The organism is Campylobacter concisus, from assembly GCF_003048405.1.
GTDB classification, from domain to species: domain Bacteria; phylum Campylobacterota; class Campylobacteria; order Campylobacterales; family Campylobacteraceae; genus Campylobacter_A; species Campylobacter_A concisus_Q.
Map to the genome: position 1 here is coordinate 814,449 of NZ_PIQS01000001.1, position 17,349 is coordinate 831,797.

At 37.8% G+C, this 17,349-nt stretch carries 18 protein-coding genes; 8 read left to right on the plus strand and 10 right to left on the minus strand.

Annotated features, from left to right (window positions below):
• Window positions 1-500 precede the first annotated feature (500 nt).
• The 3 genes from CVT18_RS04335 to CVT18_RS10765 all read left to right on the plus strand — a co-directional run bounded on the left by CVT18_RS04335 (window position 501) and on the right by CVT18_RS10765 (window position 3,416).
• Window positions 501-1,712, plus strand: a complete 1,212-nt coding sequence (locus CVT18_RS04335) for a saccharopine dehydrogenase family protein (RefSeq protein ID WP_103629033.1) — start codon at window positions 501-503, stop codon at window positions 1,710-1,712.
• A 649-nt stretch (window positions 1,713-2,361) separates the two neighbouring features.
• Window positions 2,362-3,006: an MFS transporter gene (locus tag CVT18_RS10290; protein WP_234410273.1), complete on the plus strand. Its 645-nt coding sequence runs from the start codon at window positions 2,362-2,364 to the stop codon at window positions 3,004-3,006.
• A complete protein-coding gene (locus CVT18_RS10765; protein ID WP_258032909.1) occupies window positions 2,970-3,416 on the plus strand; it encodes an MFS transporter in 447 nt (148 codons plus the stop codon). The genes CVT18_RS10290 and CVT18_RS10765 overlap by 37 nt, the downstream gene beginning before the upstream one ends.
• 465 nt (window positions 3,417-3,881) lie before the next feature.
• On the opposite strand, the gene CVT18_RS04350 is transcribed toward CVT18_RS10765, so the two are convergent.
• The 9 genes from CVT18_RS04350 to CVT18_RS04390 form a co-directional block, all read right to left on the minus strand.
• On the minus strand, window positions 3,882-4,427 hold the full coding sequence (locus CVT18_RS04350) for a hypothetical protein (protein ID WP_087585424.1): 546 nt from the start codon (window positions 4,425-4,427) through the stop codon (window positions 3,882-3,884).
• A 111-nt stretch (window positions 4,428-4,538) separates the two neighbouring features.
• Window positions 4,539-5,645: an NnrS family protein gene (locus CVT18_RS04355; RefSeq protein ID WP_103629041.1), complete on the minus strand. Its 1,107-nt coding sequence runs from the start codon at window positions 5,643-5,645 to the stop codon at window positions 4,539-4,541.
• Window positions 5,638-6,327, minus strand: a complete 690-nt coding sequence (locus tag CVT18_RS04360) for an ABC transporter ATP-binding protein (RefSeq protein ID WP_103629040.1) — start codon at window positions 6,325-6,327, stop codon at window positions 5,638-5,640. Before CVT18_RS04360 ends, CVT18_RS04355 begins: the two co-directional genes overlap by 8 nt.
• Window positions 6,327-7,124 carry an ABC transporter permease gene (locus CVT18_RS04365; RefSeq protein ID WP_103629034.1) on the minus strand — a complete coding sequence of 266 codons (798 nt, stop codon included), beginning with the start codon at window positions 7,122-7,124 and terminating at the stop codon, window positions 6,327-6,329. The genes CVT18_RS04360 and CVT18_RS04365 overlap by 1 nt, the downstream gene beginning before the upstream one ends.
• Complete coding sequence (locus CVT18_RS04370) at window positions 7,121-8,086, minus strand: ABC transporter substrate-binding protein (RefSeq protein WP_103629035.1); 966 nt, start codon at window positions 8,084-8,086, stop codon at window positions 7,121-7,123. The genes CVT18_RS04365 and CVT18_RS04370 overlap by 4 nt, the downstream gene beginning before the upstream one ends.
• Before the next feature lie 11 nt (window positions 8,087-8,097).
• Window positions 8,098-9,951 (minus strand): TonB-dependent receptor domain-containing protein, encoded by a 1,854-nt coding sequence (locus tag CVT18_RS04375; protein WP_107824272.1) that lies wholly within the window; start codon window positions 9,949-9,951, stop codon window positions 8,098-8,100.
• Between the two features lie 218 nt (window positions 9,952-10,169).
• A complete protein-coding gene (locus CVT18_RS04380; RefSeq protein WP_107824273.1) occupies window positions 10,170-10,631 on the minus strand; it encodes a molybdate transport repressor in 462 nt (153 codons plus the stop codon).
• An 11-nt stretch (window positions 10,632-10,642) separates the two neighbouring features.
• Window positions 10,643-11,077, minus strand: a complete 435-nt coding sequence (locus tag CVT18_RS04385; protein ID WP_084041651.1) for a molybdopterin synthase catalytic subunit — start codon at window positions 11,075-11,077, stop codon at window positions 10,643-10,645.
• Between the two features lies 1 nt (window position 11,078).
• On the minus strand, window positions 11,079-11,300 hold the full coding sequence (locus CVT18_RS04390; protein ID WP_107824274.1) for a MoaD/ThiS family protein: 222 nt from the start codon (window positions 11,298-11,300) through the stop codon (window positions 11,079-11,081).
• A gap of 83 nt (window positions 11,301-11,383) precedes the next feature.
• On the opposite strand from CVT18_RS04390, the gene nspC reads away from it, so the two are divergent.
• On the plus strand, window positions 11,384-12,523 hold the full coding sequence (gene nspC, locus CVT18_RS04395) for a carboxynorspermidine decarboxylase (RefSeq protein ID WP_107824275.1): 1,140 nt from the start codon (window positions 11,384-11,386) through the stop codon (window positions 12,521-12,523).
• Window positions 12,524-12,837: 314 nt separating this feature from the next.
• Here the strand turns inward: nspC and CVT18_RS04400 are convergent, their stop codons facing one another.
• Window positions 12,838-13,314: a DJ-1/PfpI family protein gene (locus CVT18_RS04400; RefSeq protein ID WP_258032931.1), complete on the minus strand. Its 477-nt coding sequence runs from the start codon at window positions 13,312-13,314 to the stop codon at window positions 12,838-12,840.
• A gap of 461 nt (window positions 13,315-13,775) precedes the next feature.
• Between CVT18_RS04400 and CVT18_RS04405 the strand changes: the two genes are divergently transcribed.
• From CVT18_RS04405 to CVT18_RS04420, 4 genes are all read left to right on the plus strand, one after another.
• Complete coding sequence (locus CVT18_RS04405) at window positions 13,776-14,723, plus strand: formate dehydrogenase subunit gamma (protein WP_103629214.1); 948 nt, start codon at window positions 13,776-13,778, stop codon at window positions 14,721-14,723.
• A 150-nt stretch (window positions 14,724-14,873) separates the two neighbouring features.
• Entirely contained in the window at window positions 14,874-15,473 is a 600-nt protein-coding gene (gene yedF / locus CVT18_RS04410; RefSeq protein WP_107824276.1) for a sulfurtransferase-like selenium metabolism protein YedF, read from the plus strand.
• Window positions 15,470-16,492: a selenide, water dikinase SelD gene (gene selD, locus CVT18_RS04415; protein WP_413784328.1), complete on the plus strand. Its 1,023-nt coding sequence runs from the start codon at window positions 15,470-15,472 to the stop codon at window positions 16,490-16,492. Before yedF ends, selD begins: the two co-directional genes overlap by 4 nt.
• A gap of 93 nt (window positions 16,493-16,585) precedes the next feature.
• Window positions 16,586-17,215: an NAD(P)H-dependent oxidoreductase gene (locus CVT18_RS04420; protein WP_103629212.1), complete on the plus strand. Its 630-nt coding sequence runs from the start codon at window positions 16,586-16,588 to the stop codon at window positions 17,213-17,215.
• Window positions 17,216-17,349: the final 134 nt, after the last annotated feature.

Consider the following 17,349-nt stretch of genomic DNA (forward strand, 5'->3'; position numbering starts at 1 on the left):
GAGTTAATGCTTCTACCTCTTTTTTATTCGGTCTTTGCTTGCAATTTTCAATCATCGGTATCTCTCTTTGTGTCCTCTAGCCAGGCGCTAATCCATCCAAGTTTTTTAAATCGGTTGCTATATTTTCCTAGATTTAAATATGTTGATTATACCCAAAACAGCTAACTTAATAATGTATCGTTGTACGCTTTAGAATAAATTTAGGCACTCAAATTTTAGCGACAAAATTAAACCTAAAAAATTTAAGCTTATTTATTATACAACCCATCTCAAACTAAAAAATAGAATCTGAGAGAAAATTCATCGTGCGTTGTCAGGAGGTAAATTTAATTTTCTGCCGCCGGCAATTGATATGCTACTTATCTGTGTTAGTGCTATCTGCTTTTTGTCTTTCTTGTTAGACTTTGTGCTGGCCATAGCCAACTTTATAATTAATAGCACCCCGTCTCTTAAAATTCATCTTAAATTTGCTAAAATCATTAAAATTTAAAGGAGCCAAAATGTCAAATATCTTAATCATAGGCGCGGGCGGCGTGAGCCAAGTCGCGACCGTAAAATGCGCGATGAACGCGGACGTTTTTAGCAAGATCACCCTTGCAAGCCGCACCAAAAGCAAGTGCGACGCGATCGCTAAATTTATAAAAGAGCGCCTTGGCGTAGAGATAAAAACCGCGCAGATCGACGCTGACGATACAGCGGCTGTTGTGGAGCTCATAAAACAAACAAAGGCTGACTTGCTACTAAATGTCGCGCTGCCATATCAAGACCTAACTCTTATGGATGCTTGCGTAAAGGCTGGCATACCTTACATCGACACCGCAAACTACGAGCACCCCGACACCGCCAAATTTGAATACAAGCTGCAGTGGGCGAAGGACGGCGAGTTTAAAGCCGCAAACACGATGGCGCTGCTGGGAAGCGGCTTTGATCCGGGCGTGACGAACGTATTTTGCGCCTACGCACAGCAAAATCTCTTTGACGAGATCCACGAGATCGACATCCTAGACTGCAACGCAGGCGATCACGGCTATCCATTTGCGACGAATTTCAACCCCGAAATCAACCTGCGCGAAGTGAGCGCAAAAGGCTGCTACTGGGAGCGCGGCAAGTGGAAAGAGACCGAGCCGATGGAAATAATGTTCAAATGGGACTACCCGAAAGTAGGCGTCAAAGATAGCTACCTGCTCTATCACGAGGAGCTTGAAAGCTTAGTAAAAAACATCAAAGGGCTAAAGCGAATCCGCTTTTTTATGACCTTTGGACAGAGCTATCTAACTCACATGAAGTGTCTAGAAAACGTCGGCATGCTACGTATCGACGAGGTCGAGCACAACGGCGTAAAAATAGTTCCGATACAGTTTCTAAAGACCTTGCTACCAGATCCTGCAAGCCTAGGCCCTCGCACGAAGGGTAAAACCAACATCGGCTGCGTTATCCGCGGTTTAAAAGACGGTAAAGAGCGCCAAGTCTATATCTACAACGTCTGCGACCACGAGGCTTGCTACGCCGAGACGGGCGCGCAGGCCGTGAGCTACACGACGGGCGTGCCTGCGATGATCGGCTCGATGATGGTGGCAAAGGGCATCTGGAGCGGAAAAGGCGTCTTTAATATGGAAAATTTCGACGCCAAGCCTTTCATGGACGAGCTAAATAAGCAGGGCTTGCCGTGGGAGATAATCGAAATGAAACCAGGAGAAAGATACGAAGTCTAAATTTAGGCTCGTCTTTTTCTACTTATACTTCGTTGGTTTTAAATTTTGCTCGGTCATTACCCACTCGGTAACTCCCGTCACAAAATTTAAAACCGCCTCGTCTAAGCGAAAAATACTTTGCCTGATTTTTATTAAATTTAATCTTGGGACGAAATTTACTTCTTCTATTTAGCTACGAGCATAGCGACATAGAAAACATTTAAAATCATCTCGCGATACTTTGCCTTATAATCTTGCATTTAAATTTTACTCGGTCACGTATTTCATATACGCTTCCGTCGTAAAATTTAAATCCGTCTTGATTAAGGCAAAAAATACTGCGCCTTGCTCTACTGCATTTAAATTTCTAGTTTAAATTTTGCACCGCTAGTATTCAAATTTTACATCAAATTTATTCCAAGCTTCCACACCGAAAAACGTTTAAATTTAGCTATAATCGCGCCAATTTTATCAAAACAAATTTGAGCAAATTTAAAGCTTCCAATCTCCAGTCGCGCAAACTCTGCGCCCACTCAAATAACAACAAAAGGAAAAATTTAAACTCTTCAAAAACTTCACTATCTTTTTTAGTCGTGCTAAGCGCGCTTATGGCGTGTACATCGCTATCTACGGACGTATATCGCCCGCTATTCCTACGATGGAGCGGCAGTTGCATGGCGATACGGAGCTCACGATAACGGGCTTTTTGATCGGCTTTGCTATAGCGCAGCTCGTATGGGGGCCTATCAGCGATAGGACCGGGCGTAAAATCCAGCTTTTCATCGGTATGGCGCTCTTTGCGATCGGATCAGTAGGATGCGCGATGTCGGACAATATGGCTAGCGTAGTGCTCTGGCGCGTGTTTCAGGCCGTGGGCGCGTGCGTAGGACCGATGTTAAGCCTGGCCAAAGTCGTAAAATGCAGCGATCTTTTCGGTAGCTCGCAGGCCGCACAGATGCTCTCTACGCTAGTTATCATCATGGCGATAGCTTGGGTAGCGGGTCCGTTATTGGGCGGCGCGATACTGGAATTTGGCTCTTGGCACGGGATATTTTGGCTGATGGCGCTAGCTAGCGCGGTTATGTTTGCGATGATTTTTTCTCTACCGGAGACCTTGCCGCCGCAAAAGCGCTCCACAAAGCCCATTGTATCGTCTTTTAGAAACTATCTAAGATTATTACAAGATGCCAAATTTATGCGCTATACGCTTAGCGCTACGTTTTTTGCATTGTCTTCTATGCCTTTATCACGGGCTTTGTCTATATCGATTATTTCGGCATTCCTAGCAAATACTACGGATTTTTATTCGGCATAAACATCGTGGGCGTCATGGCCCTAAGTTTCGTAAACAAAAAGCTGGTAAAGCGCTATGCGTTAAACCGCCTACTCATAGTCTCCACGCTCGTTGCCGCGCTTGCTGCCAGCGTGCTGTTTGCGTTTGCGTTTTTCAAAACGGGCGGTGTTCTTAGCGTGATAATCCCGATGTTTTTCGTTTTTAGCATGAACGGCATTATAGCTTCTTGCTCCAATGCCGCCGCTCTTGATAGTGTGCCGCAGGAGATGAAGGGCTCGGCCGCTGCGCTCATCGGCTCGCTGCAATACGGCAGCGGCATCCTCTCCTCGGCGATGCTTGCGGCGTTTTCTGCGGCTACGCCGTGGACGATGTCTTGGATAATAGCTCTGTTTGTTTGGCTAAGCGCACTCGCGGCGTATTTTAATAAATAAATTTAGCCTTGCGGGTTTGACTCAAATTTTGGTCAAATTCGTAAAATTTCGGTCGCCAAAGCCAAAAATCAAATTTAGCGCTGGCAGGCCTAGCCAAATTTTACTTTTTCTTATTTTCGCTTTTTTTGCGCGCTTAGCGCCTCAAATTTCTGCTTTAAATTTTAAAAATCTCGTGCTTGGATAGCTCGTATTTGTCGTATATCACGGCGTCATCGTCGGTGGGCTGCATGAGGTCGTATGCTAGCCCACCTTTTTTAAATTTTATATTAAAAACACTAATTTTGCGCTTGGCGTCTATCTCGGGGATGCCGATTTCATCGATATCTTTAAAATAAAATTTCTCATTCTTGCCGCCTTTTTGTATGAAAAATCCGTCATCTTCGATTTTTCGGTATCACAAAATAAGAAACTAGGATAAAGAGGTAACTTCGGCGCAAGCTAATTTACTGGCGCCGAATTTGAAAGTTATTTTATCACTGCTTCAAAGCCAACATCTACATCTGGATAGCTCTTTCCGCCGTGAAATGGTTTGGCGGCAGCGGCAAATTTATCAAAGCTCTCATTTAGCTTCAAATCATTTACAAGATCAACCGAAAATTTTGCCATTAGCTTGCCATTTTGCACTTCATATTTTGTTTTAAAAATTTTTGAATTGCCATTTATGCTAAGCTCAACATCCATTTCTCCGGCTTTATCATCGCCATTTACTGCTACGATCTTACCATCTACGGCCTTGCCATCGAAAATAATGCCAATCCTTTTATCGCGGTCAGGTAGCTTTGTGTCGATATCTTTTGGCTCAAGCTTAAATTCAAAGCTCTTTAAAAAATCAGCAAAATTTGCATTTTCTTGACTTTTAAAATTTATTGTTTTAAAAGTACCTGGTACGGCTGTTTTATTTGCTAGCTTGTAACCAGTAAATGTTACCTTTGGTTCACCTTCTACGCTAAATGCAAGAGCTGAAACTGCAAAAAATGAAGCTGCTAAAGCAACAGAAGTAAGTTTGTTCATAAAGAATCCTTTTTATAATATTGATAATAAATATCGCAAATTATATATCCACTTACTTCAAAAAAGACTTAAAAACTCTTTTTAATTAATGAATAAATTTTTAATATCTTTTTACTCTGGATCATCGCTAAAATCGTTATCTCTAAAGATCACATAAAAATTTATGAGCCAAAAAACAAAAGCAATTATTATGAGTGTTGCTGGTAAATGAATATAAAAGCCACTCCAAAAATAAGCCAAAATTCCTCTGCTAATGCCAGCTAAAAGAACTAAAATAAAAGCAACCTTACTAAGGCGTAAAAACTCAAGCTCTTGTCCGCTGTGACGAAGTCCTGCGACATTAAATATAAGCATTACGCTAAAAATTACTGCATTTATCGCTATTAGATGCATAAAATTTGTTTCAAGATGGAGCTCAAAAATACCGCTAAAGCCGATCCCTAAAAATCCAACCGCTAAAAATAGTTGCATAAAATAGTATAAAAGCACAAAACTATGCCTAAAAAGCTCTTTATAGTGCCATTCTTTAAGCTTTGCAAGTACCGCACTTCCACAAGCTATCGCAGCATAATAGACACCTAAGCTTGCTTCAAAAAATATATTTAAAAGTAAAAAGGCACAAACGCAGCAAATAGCGATATTTTTATAGATAAAATTTGGCACAAAAACAGCTTCATCCATACCTTTTTCTCTTTTTAGCGCTTCTTTTCCAAGTACAACACTAACGCGGTAGGAGATGAGTAAGATAGCGATCACGTGGATAAAAACTTGTAAATTTAGAAATTTTTCGTTGCCGCTTATTAGATAATAAATTTCAAAGCCTAGAATGCCAAATAAAAAACCAAGTACGCCAAATTGATCATCGTTTTTATCCTGCCAGATCATATAAAGACAAAGCAAAACCAAATATAGCCAAAAAAGAGCGATAAAGCAGTGTGCTAAAAATAGGCTAAAAAATGCCAAGATAAAGCTTGTAAAAAAGAGTGAAAATAATATATAGGCGTGTATTTTTAAAGATGCTTGAAAATTTGTCCAATCAGTTAGTCCAGTTAGCAAAAATCCAGCATAAGCAAGCGCTAAGAAAAGTTGCAAAAATATAAATTTATGCAAACTCACAAAATCAGTTGGAGTAAAAAACACACTAGCACCAAGCACCGCACAGGCGGCGCTCATTAAGAAAAATATTCTCATAGGATGAGTAAAAAAGTTATTAATCATAATAAATTTGCCCTTTGAAATTTTCATCTATCATCTTGCTAATAAACGTAAAATCGCGCTCTTTGAAATCTTTGTCTATTTCAAGTTCTCTTTGTATGACTGCGCCTTTACTTGATAAGAAATAAATTCTATTTGACATCTTTACAGCTTCCATTCTATCGTGTGTGACAAGAACCACACTCATACCTTCACTTACTCTTTGGCCAATAATTTCAATTAAAATTTCTTTCATATCATAATCAAGTCCAGAAAAAGGCTCATCCATCAAAAGCAGATCAGGCTTTGTCACGACCGCTCTTACGAAAGCGACTCTTTGCCTCATACCGCCACTTAGCTCACTTGGGTATTTTAAAGTATCCTTTTGGCTTAATCCAACCTTTTTAAAAAGCTCTAAAACAGCGTTAACATCTGGTTTATCCATAACTAAAAGCACATTTTCAAGAGCATTTTTCCATGTAAGTAGGCGATTTTCTTGAAAAAAGTATGTAGTCTTTTTAAAGTTATTAAAAATTTTTCCTTTTCTAGGCTCATTTAGTCCGCTAATAAGCCGAAGTATCGTCGTCTTACCACATCCAGATGGTCCAAAAAGCGTCACTACTTCGCCACTTTTTACGTTTAGGCTAAAATTCCTTACGACCTTATCTCTTAAAATTTCATACTCTACATTTTTAAGCTCAAGCATCATCTTCTCCAAGGCATCAAAGCTATTTTTAGTGGCTCAATTATGAGGTACTCAAAAAGCATGATAAGAGTGATGCTTAAAAGAACATACGCCATTACCTCGGTTGTTTCAAGCATTGCCCTTGCATTTGCTATCTTTGCTCCCATGCCGTTATTTGCACCTAGTAGCTCAGCCATTATGACTATCTTTACGCCCATTGCGATAGCTACGCTAATAGAGCTTATTATGTAGCTCGTAAGATGCGGGATATAAAGGTGTCTTATCTTTTTTAAAATTCCTAGATTATAAGCATCAAACATCTCTTTTAGCTCCTCATCTACACTGCTCATAGCAACTGCTGAGCTTGCAAAAGTAAGCGGTAAAACGGTTATAAAGATAGTAAAAACGGTGCTAAAATTTCCAAATCCAAACCAAAAAATAGCAAGTACTATCCAAATAATTGGTGGCATTGACAAAAGCAAGGTGATAACAGGCTTTAAAAAGGCTGCAAAACTTTTAAAACTACCTGCTATTAGCCCTAAAAATATACCAAAAAATGTTGCCGAGCAAACTCCGATCAGTGATCTGCAAAGCGTTATGTTTATCTCGCTGTTTTTGTAATCTTTTAAAATTTCACAGGCTTTTAAAAATACATCTTTTGGTGGCGGAAGCAAGAGTGGGGAGCTAAACTCGCTTCCCACTTGCCAAATGGCTAAGATCAAAAAAACTACGGCAAATCCGCTAAATCCGCCCCAAAAATAGTCAATTATTTTTAAAAAGCTTGAGCGATCTTTTTTGATGCCATCAATTAGTATCATAAAAATAGACCTTTATCTGGCATCTTGCCACCTAGAAATTTTGGATTAAACTGATAAATTTCTTCAAAAAATGCCATGATCTCATTTTGTAGTTCATTTGCTTTTGTTACTGTTAGATTTGCCTTATCAAAAGCATTTGCAAGTGCTACTTCTGGAGCTGGCAAGTAGCTTGAGCCTATCTTTGCTGCACTTTGCTTATTTTCAAGTATCCATGAAAGTGCATTTTTAAGATCGCTATGAAGCGTGTCAAATAGACTTAAGTTTTTCTCGTAAAAGCCTCTTTCTACGATAATGCCTGCCATTGGGATTATCGGTTTTGTGCCAAAGCTCTCGCCCCAAATTTTTGGAAAATCAACTGAGTAATGCACGCTAACGCCTGCTTTTTTACCACGCAAAATAGTCGCTTCACCAAGAGGTTGTGGGACTATTAAAATGTCAAAATCTTTTTGTAAAAATAAAAGCAGAGCCTCAGGCGGTGTTGCTGTGTAGGTAATGTCTATTTTGCTAACGTCTATGCCTCGCTTCTTGCAAAGTGCTCTTAAAACAAGATCAGGCATGTCGCCTCGAAATGGCATGATAAGCTTTTTGCCTACAAAATCCTCTAAATTTTTGATCTTTTCATCCTTGACCATAGCGTTCATAACGCCAAGAGTTAGTAAATTTAACATCGCAAAATCAAGCCCTTGGTTTCTTAAATTTGCAGCTACATTTGATGGTGACATCGTAACCTTGATATCTCCACTAGCCACACCTGCACGAAGCTGATCTGGTGTTTTCCAGATATTTAGACTTACATCATAAGTTTTATTTAACTCGCCTTGCAGTGCAGCAACTGCCATGATAACGCTTGGGATCGCTGGTGCGCCCCACATAGTAAAGCTCTCTTTTGCAAATAAATTTGGTGCAAATGCGCTAACGCCTAAAGCTGTGCTAAGTCCTAAAAATTTTCTTCTATCTAACATCTTTTTCTCCTTTAAAAACTGCTGTGAAAGCTAATGAAAAATGTCCTGCCAGGGGCATGAACGACTACTGGATCAAGTGCTGCTACGTGATCACCGCTGATAAATTCTGCATAATCTTTGTCAAATAAATTTGCTACGCCAAATCTTATGCCAACTTTATTTTTAAACTCTACACCACCATAAAGATCAAGTAAACCAAATCCTTTTGCAGCCTCTTTTTTGTCGATACCTAGGCCATTTTGCTTGCTAAAATCGCCTCTAGTTTGCTTTGAAACTAGCCTTAGTGCGGTGCCAAGATTATAGCTGCCAAAGCTTGCATAGTCTTTGTAGTCAAATGCAAAATTTGCTTCAAAAGGCCTTATTTGATAAAGCGGCCTACCATCGGTTTTGTTTTGTCCGTAGTTGTAGTAAAGTGAGCTTTTTAAGCCAAAGTGCCTTGCAAAGCTATATTCTGTATTGAAATTTACACTATAAAGCGTTGCATCAACGTTTCTTGAGATGACGGCATTTTTATTTAGTGGCATTGGGGCTTTTGAGTGGCGTCTATCAAAAATGATCAAATTTTTAACGCTATCAGCGATGAAATGTCCTCCAAAGCTAAAAGCATCTTTGTTTTGAAGCGAATTTAGATACTCTTTGTAAAACTCACTACCAAATTTAAAGCCAAGAACCGCTCTATTGTGTCTTTCTGGTTCTAAATTTGGATTTGCTATCCAGCCATTATCGCCTGCACCATAAAGTGCATTGAAACGCTCCATGTTGCTTGGCAAACGAGACAAACTCTCAAGCTTTGCAAAGTAGCTATCCTTGTCGTTTGGTGTAAATTTATATTTTAGGCTTGCACTAAAAGCGTCTTTTTTGATCTTATCACTTACGTCTTCACCGTAAATTTGGCGAATTAATTTGCGAGTGGTATTAGGTGCGATCGGATTTTGCACAAAAAATTTAGTGTCGATGCCATTTAATTTACTTCTTTGCTCTTCATATTTTAAGGCAAGAGAAGCTTCGTTTGCTTCATTAAATTTATAAGCAAGTGTGTCAAAGAGCATAAATTTATCATTTCTAACATCAGCAAATCTGTATCCGTTAAAGACCCAGTTATTGCCTTGCTTCATGTATCTTTTGCCGTCATGTTTATCTTTTTCAAAGCCAGCGCCTATTTGATTGTGAAAGCTTGCAAAGTCAGCGTCATACTTTAAATTTGCCTCAAATATATTTCTCTTTAAATCCACTTTTACATTTTGGGTGGCATCTCTTAGATGAAAATTATCAGCTTTTCGCTCAACCTTTTTTAGGATAAATTCGAAATTTAGCGTATTTGAAAGATCTTCTTCGCCTAATCTAATATTTAGCTTGCCAACTTTTCTTGTCGTTTTAAAGGCATCCATCACGTGCTCTGGCTGCTTGTCTTTATCGATATTATCCCTTAAAAACGTAAGTCTAAGCTCGCTAAGATCATTTGGCACGAAGCCTAAGATAGCGCTTTGACCTTGTCTATTGTAGCCATAGTTCCATCTTTTGCCACTTCCATCTTTATAATTATTTGCTTTGGTGAAATTTGCATTTAAGATGGTGTAAAAATTTGCGCCACGATATTTAAAAAGTGATGAATTGTAAAAGCTTTTGCCATACATTCCAGCCGAGATATGAAACATATCAGCTGAGTTATCAAGCAAATTTGTAACAAATGGGTATTCGCCTCTTTGAGTGCGGTCAAATTGATTTTCCACAAAGGCACTTTGTGCAACGTTTGGCGTGATGACTGGTGGCGGTACAAATTCTCTAATAGGCTTTATAACGTCTAAATTTGCTTCATTTGCTAGAAGCAGTGATGAAAGAACTGCTAGGCTTAAAATGGGCCTCATGTAAACTCCTTTTTAAAGATATAATTATGATTTCTTTTATCAGAATTGTAGTAGCAAAAGCCTTTATAAAAGTTGATGTAAGTCATCCTTTAAATTTTTAATCCACATTTACGAGCTTATTGTAGATAAAATGCTTGATTTTATTTTTGCAAGAGTAGCTAAATGGTGTAAATTTAATGTGAAAAATGTATAAAATTTTAAATCATAGGTTGATTTAATTATGCTCTAAAATTATTAAGCCTATCTCTTAGTTCTTTTGAAATGGTAAATTTTGAGAGTTCATATTTATCAAAAATGATGATCAAATCATCACCAAGTGGTTGCACTAACCCAAAGCAAGCATCTCTATCAAGACGGTTTTTCTTAAATTTTACGCTTAAAGTTTCGACTTTTTTCTTATCGCCAAAACTTTTAATGGCGATTTCGTCGATATCTTTAAAGTAAAATTTTATACTTTTTGAGCCTTTTGTGATGATAAATCCATCATATTCAATACGTAAAAAGTTGTTTTGAAAAATTTTTCTAACACAAAAGAACACTGAGAGAGCGCCAATGATGATGCCAAAGAGAGACACTGTGCCAAGAGATATATAAAAGTAGCCAACGATACTAAATATAAAAAGTCCAAGCCCAAACGCAAGCGCCCAAAAAACATCTTTTTTACTCTCTTTTGTTATCATCATTTTTCCTTTTAAGCTAAAATTCCAGCGCCATTTATCGCTTGGCTGCGCTCTTTTGCATAAATTCTCTCGCCATTTATCACATCATATTTCCAGATCGGCGCATTTGCCTTAAAGTCCTCGACAAACTCGTTTATAAGCCTTAGCGCGACTTTTCTTTGAGGGCTCACAATGCCTGCTACATAAGAGCTCGTATGTACGGCCACATCACCTTTTGAGTGAGCAAAGAGTACGTAGGCATTTTCTTTTTTGGCTCGCTCTTGCCAAGCATCTAGCCATTTTTTAAGGATCGGCTCATAGATATCAAAGCTAAGCGCCGAAATACCACCTTCTTCTCTTACGATTCCAACAAAAGTGATGAGCGCACCGCAGTTTTTATCTTTAAAGCGTTCATACCACTCGTTTGTGATGCTTTGAACATCTAAGCTTCCATTATAAATTTGCATCTTAGCCCCCACAAACTGGTGGCAAAATAGAAATTTTATCACCTGATTTAAGAGCAAAATTTATATCGCTTACGATCTCGTCATTTACAGCCACAGCACAGATATTTAGCCATTTTTTAAGCTCTTCTTTCTCGCTTAAAGCTGCTTTTACTTCACCTAAATTTTTTGCCTCTACTTTTATATTTTCAAGCCCGATAGGCCCAAGAAATTCGATCTCTATCACGTTTTATCCTTTGAGATTTTTGCTGATTTTACTTAAAAATAAATTTAGATATACTTATTTAAAAATTTAAAAAGCGAGTAAAAATGAACGAAATTTTAAAGAGCATAAAAACCCCAGCCTACGTCTGTGAAGAGGCAAAAGTACGTAAAAATTTAGAGCTTTTAAAATATGTCAAAGAACAAAGCGGTGCCAAAATTTTAGTAGCACTTAAGGGCTTTGCATTTAGTGGCGTGATGGATATGGTTGGCTCTTATCTTGACGGCGCGACTTGTAGTGGGCTTCATGAGGCAAAATTTGCAAGCGAATACGTAAAAGGCGAGATCCACACGTATAGTCCAGCCTTTAAAGACGAGGACTTTGATGAAATTTTAAAAATTTCAAAGCACATCACATTTAACTCTTTTGCTCAGTGGCAAAAATTCAAGGGTATTGCCCTGCAAAATGGCATCATCTGCGGTTTGCGCATAAATCCAGAGGTCTCGCTAGCACCGACTGACAGCTACAATCCATGCGGTAAATTTAGCAGGCTTGGCATCACAAGGGCAAATTTTAAGCCAGAGCTTCTTGATGGCATCACTGGGCTTCATTTTCATGCGCTTTGCGAAGAGAGTGCGAGTAGCTTGCAGACCGTGTTAGAGGCATTTGAGGAGAAATTTGGCGAGTTTATCCCAAAGATGAAATGGATAAACATGGGCGGAGGACATCACATCACGAGGGCTGATTACGATGTGGAGCTACTTATAAAGATAGTTAGGCGCTTTCGCGAGAAATATGGCGTAGAGGTCTATCTGGAGCCTGGCGAGGCCGTGGGCTGGCAGACTGGCTTTTTGATAAGTAGCGTGCTTGACATCGTGCATAACGAGAAAGATATCGCCATCCTTGACACCTCAGCCGAGGCGCACATGCCTGATACCGTGCTCATGCCTTACCGCCCAGCAGTTAGAGGTGAGAGTAAAAATGGCAAATTTGCTTATAGATTTGGTGGTAATACCTGCTTAGCTGGCGATATAGTGGGTCTTGAAGCGGACGATGCGGAGTATAAATTTGATAGCGAGCTAAAAATTGGTGACCGAGTCATCTTTGAAGATCAAATTCACTACACTATCGTGAAAAACACGACATTTAACGGCATAAAACTGCCTGATCTTCTTCTTTTAAAAGAAAATGGCGAGATAAAAATGATCCGCGAGCTAGACTACGAAGAGTATAGGCGCAGGAACTAGAATTTTGCTTTTTTGAAGGTAAATTTGGCTTTTTAAATTTAAGATAGGTCAAATTTATCTACCTTGCAAATTTTGCTAAAAGGGCTTTGAGCTGCCTAAATTTAAAATTTATCTTGAAGCTATTTTCGTTTTCAAAATTTAAACTTATTAATTAAATTTGGCAAATTTAAAGCCCGATTACGAACTCCAAACTGATTTAAATTTATTATCTATAAAATTTAGCTCAATACTTTTGTAAAGCTATCTTGGCTTACTATCCTTTTTAAATTTAGTAAATTTCTAACTTTATCAAAAAGTCACAAGCCACCTTAAATTTAATACCCATAAATTTTGGCAAATTTATCTATCTTTGAGCTTTTTTGCCAGTTGTATTCGGTTTCATTTGCAATATTTTGAGCTAATTCTTTACCAAAATGGTCACTTATGAAGCCAAGAGCCATATCCATGCCAGCGGCTACACCTGAGGCGGTGTAGAATTTATCATCTTTTACCCACCTGGCGTGTGATTGCCATTTTACGGCATCACGGCACTGTTTTACCCATTCAAACGACTTTTTATTTGATGTGGCTTTTAGCCCATCAAGCACTCCAGTGCAAGCTAGCAAAGCTGAGCCAGTGCAGACACTAAGGCAAAATTTTGAAGCCAAAACACACTCTTTAAGATGTGATATAAACTCGTTGTCTTTTACTAAAATCCTTGTGCCCTGACCACCAGGTACCAGCAAAATACTATTTTTTGGTAAAGTGACCAGCTTTTTTGTTTTTACTTCAAAGCCTTGCTTACTTTTTATTGCTTACCATTAAACGATACAAAATTTAGATTTATTCCAGGTACTCTTGCTAAAAAACTCTACAGGACCCATGAGATCAAGTGTCTCGTAATCATCAAAAAGAAGACAAAATAGATTCATCGCTCTGCCTTTTGGATAGAAATTTCAAAAATACTTTGATATTTTAGTTTAAATTTTTAAGAAATAAAGGGGAAAATATAAATTTTGAAAGAATTTTTATCTAAAAAATTGAGATAACTGAAAATTGTTTTTAAAATTTAGATAATAAATTTTTAGGTATATTCTAGTAAAAAATTAACAAAACTTAAATATATTTTATCAAATTATTAGTAATTTTTTTTACTAAGGTTTACTTGTGATTAGCTCTGATATAATAACAACTAAAACAGCATAACTATGTGATTTTAGCATATTTAACTAAAAGCTCAAATCATTAAGTTTTATGCAAATAAAGGAATAAAATGACGAGAATTCTTACTCTACTTTTTACATTGTCTGTTGCGGCAATGGCCATTGAGGGACCAACTGGCGTCAATCAATTTGACAGCACCATTTGGGCAGCACAGAGGATAGAAAATATCAAGCCTTATGAGCATAGCTGGGGTCCGATATTTACTTTTATCCAAGGTAATGATTATTTTGCAATAGCAGCACTTTCTATCATTTTGGCTGTTATTGGAGCATTTGCATTACACTTTTTAATCATTGGACCAAAACATTTTAGTCATGATGGTAAAAAGGTATTTGCTTTTTCATTGATCATACGTATAGCTCATGGTTTGGCAGCTATCTCATGGATCATTTTAGTGCCAACTGGTATCATCATTATGTGGGGTGCAGAGCTTGGCGGTGGAACATTTGTGCGTTTCTGTAGATATTTGCACGATATAGCAACTGTGATCTTTGCTGTTTCTGTGCTTCCTATGTTATTTACCTGGACAAAGAGAATGCTTCCGGCAATTTATGATATCAGATGGATGATGATAGTTGGTGGCTATTTATCAAAGAAAAAGAGACCTGTTCCGGCTGGTAAATTTAATGCTGGTCAAAAAGCATGGTACTGGATCGCTATCCCTGGTGGTATCGTTATGATAATTACTGGCGCGATTATGTATTTCTTAGACTTCAAAGAGCCAGCAGTTGCTTCTTGGTTTGGTCTTACACAAATTGATCTTTTAAGATACAGCGTAATTATCCATAACTGTCTTGGCATCGCATGTGCAGTATTTTTCTTAGTTCATATTTATATGGCAGCTATTGCTATTCATGGTGCTATTTGGTCGATGATTACTGGATATAAAGAGGAAGAAGAAGTTTATGTTCTTCATCACTACTGGTATCAAGAGCTCGTTAGAGAGAATAAAATTCCAGTATCTGATTATGAAAAGTCTTATACAAATTTAAAATAATTAACTTTACTTTGACCTTGCTAGTAAGCGAGGTCAAAGCTCTCTTTTATCTCAAATTTATACATTAAAATTTTTAAAATAATTAATATTTTTTTGGCTATAATCCAAACTAGTTTCAAGGTTTGAAATACTAATTGCAAAAGGAAAATCATGACAACAATTGATTGTAGAAATTTAGAGTGTCCAAAACCAGTCATAATGACAAAAAATGCACTTGATAGTTTAAGTGAAGGCGAAAGCTTAGAAATTTTGGTAAATGCACTAGCCCCAAAAGAAAATATTTCAAGATTTTTAAAAAATCAAAATATAGAATTTAGCCTAGAAAGCAATGGCAACGAGACTAAAATTTTAGCTACAAAAGGCAAAAATGCGCTTGAGCTTATAAATTTTGATGAGTTTGTCTGCGACATAACACCAAAAAATAATAAAGTACTCTATCTGAATGAAGAGCGCGCGGGAAGTGGCGAAGTGGGAATAAATTTACTATCAAAATTCCTAGGAGCTTTTCTTCAAGTCGAGAAAAAACCAAAGATAATAATCTGCGTAAATAACGCTGTGAAAATGACAACAAATCGCTCACACCCAAGCTTTAAGCCGCTTAAAGATCTTGAAGCTGCTGGTGTTAAAATTTTAAGCTGCGGAAGTTGCTTGGAGGCTTATAAGCTAGTAAGTGATCTTGCGATTGGCGAAATTTCAAATGCTTATGAGATCATCGACATACTCTCAACTCACGAGCAAATCAAACTATGATCTATCACGATAAAAAGCTTACGCAGTTCGTTAGAGCCGCTGGTTGAGCTGCTAAGCTTGACCCGTCGGGTCTAAACAAAACGATTAGTAGTTTAAATTTATCTCATCCAAATCTGCTCTCAAGCACCAATTCTAATGAGGATGCGAGTGTTTTTAAAATTTCAAGTGATCTTGCACTTGTTCAAACGCTTGATTTTATAACGCCTGTGGTAAATGATCCATTTATTTACGGACAAATCGCTGCTGCAAATAGCCTAAGCGACGTTTTTGCAATGGGTGGTGAGGTGATAAATGCTCTAAATATCGTAGGTTTTGATAGCTGCAACTTGGCACCTGAAATTTTAGGAGAAATTTTGCAAGGCGGAGCCTATAAAGTAAAAGAGTGTGGTGGCATTATTGTTGGCGGACATACGATCGAGACACAGCAGATGTATTATGGGCTTAGCGTTACTGGAAGGGTGCATCCTGATAAATTTTGGGCAAATAATACAACTATAAATGGCAATGTTTTGATACTTACAAAGCCACTTGGAAGCGGTATTTTAAGTACAGCAATAAAGGCTGATTTATTAAGCATGGAGCAAATAAAAGAGGCTGCAACTATCATGGCACAGCTAAATTTTTATGCATTAAAAGCACTTGATGGCATCAAAGTCTACGGTGCCACTGATGTGACTGGATTTGGCTTTTTGGGACATTTAAGCGAAATGCTAAATGAAAATATCAGTTTTGAAATTTATGAAAAAAACGTGCCAATCATTGCAAGCGCAAAGGAATTTGCAGATATGGGCATTATTCCAGAAGGAAGCTATAAAAACCGCGAATTTGCAAAGCATTTTATAGACAAAGAAGCTGACATTTTACTATTTGACGCACAAACTTCAGGTGGGCTTTTGCTCGCAGTTGGCGAAAAGGACGCGATGCTCGTAGTAAAACGCTTAAAAGAAGTAGGCTATGAAAGCTCGGCTATTGTTGGCTCTGCGGTGCCAAAGAGCGAGTTTGGTATATTTTTAAGATAAATTTTTAAAAATAGCATGCTATCTCATTGCGTTAGTGAAATCTTTTAATTTACTTAACCATTCTATAATTTCAAAAACTACAAAGGAGAGATGATGAATTATCTTGAAATTTTAAAATTTCGTCATGCTTGCAAAGTTTTTGACGAAAGCAAAAAAATTAGTGCTGGAGAGTTTGATTTTATACTAGAAGCTGGTAGGTTAAGCCCTAGCTCAACCGGTCTTGAGCAGTGGGATATCTTAGTCGTTCAAAATAAAGAGCTTAGAGAAAAAATAAAAGCTTTTTCATGGAATCAAGCGCAAATCACATCTTGCTCGCATTTAGTTGTCGTTTTAGCTAAGATCAAAGAGGTGAAATTTGGAAGCACATACGTTAATAAAATGATCGCTAGAAATACCAATAAAGATCCTGAAGCCATTGCTGCAAGGCAAAAATTTTATCATGACTTTTTGCTAGCAAATTTTAAAAATGATGATGAGCTAACATTTCAGTGGTCGCATGAGCAGTGCATGATAATTGCCACAAATATGATGAATGCAGCTGCAAGTTTGGGCATTGATAGTTGCCCGATAGAAGGCTTTGACAGACACGCTTTAAATGAACTTTTGGGGCTTGATGAGAGCTTTCAAAGAGTGGCTATCATGGTGCCATTTGGCTACCGCCTAAATCCACAACCAAAAAAACTTCGTAGAGAAATTTCTGATATCGTTACTTGGATCTATTAAGATATTTGAGCCAAAATTTTAAATAAATTTTTGGCTCAATTTTAAATAAATCAATAAATTCTAAATAAATACTTACCTTTATAAACCCAAATCAAGTAAAAATGGGATAAAATCAGAGCCAAAACCTAAACTAA

Excerpts from the sequence above, each read along its gene's own strand:
- CVT18_RS04335 (WP_103629033.1), top strand. The coding sequence starts at position 501 with ATGTCAAATATCTTAATCATAGGCGCGGGCGGCGTGAGCCAAGTCGCG.
- CVT18_RS04350 (WP_087585424.1), bottom strand. The coding sequence starts at position 4,427 with ATGAACAAACTTACTTCTGTTGCTTTAGCAGCTTCATTTTTTGCAGTT.
- CVT18_RS04355 (WP_103629041.1), bottom strand. The coding sequence starts at position 5,645 with ATGATTAATAACTTTTTTACTCATCCTATGAGAATATTTTTCTTAATG.
- CVT18_RS04360 (WP_103629040.1), bottom strand. The coding sequence starts at position 6,327 with ATGCTTGAGCTTAAAAATGTAGAGTATGAAATTTTAAGAGATAAGGTC.
- CVT18_RS04365 (WP_103629034.1), bottom strand. The coding sequence starts at position 7,124 with ATGATACTAATTGATGGCATCAAAAAAGATCGCTCAAGCTTTTTAAAA.
- CVT18_RS04370 (WP_103629035.1), bottom strand. The coding sequence starts at position 8,086 with ATGTTAGATAGAAGAAAATTTTTAGGACTTAGCACAGCTTTAGGCGTT.
- CVT18_RS04375 (WP_107824272.1), bottom strand. The coding sequence starts at position 9,951 with ATGAGGCCCATTTTAAGCCTAGCAGTTCTTTCATCACTGCTTCTAGCA.
- CVT18_RS04380 (WP_107824273.1), bottom strand. The coding sequence starts at position 10,631 with ATGATAACAAAAGAGAGTAAAAAAGATGTTTTTTGGGCGCTTGCGTTT.
- CVT18_RS04385 (WP_084041651.1), bottom strand. The coding sequence starts at position 11,077 with ATGCAAATTTATAATGGAAGCTTAGATGTTCAAAGCATCACAAACGAG.
- nspC (WP_107824275.1), top strand. The coding sequence starts at position 11,384 with ATGAACGAAATTTTAAAGAGCATAAAAACCCCAGCCTACGTCTGTGAA.
- CVT18_RS04405 (WP_103629214.1), top strand. The coding sequence starts at position 13,776 with ATGACGAGAATTCTTACTCTACTTTTTACATTGTCTGTTGCGGCAATG.
- yedF (WP_107824276.1), top strand. The coding sequence starts at position 14,874 with ATGACAACAATTGATTGTAGAAATTTAGAGTGTCCAAAACCAGTCATA.
- CVT18_RS04420 (WP_103629212.1), top strand. The coding sequence starts at position 16,586 with ATGAATTATCTTGAAATTTTAAAATTTCGTCATGCTTGCAAAGTTTTT.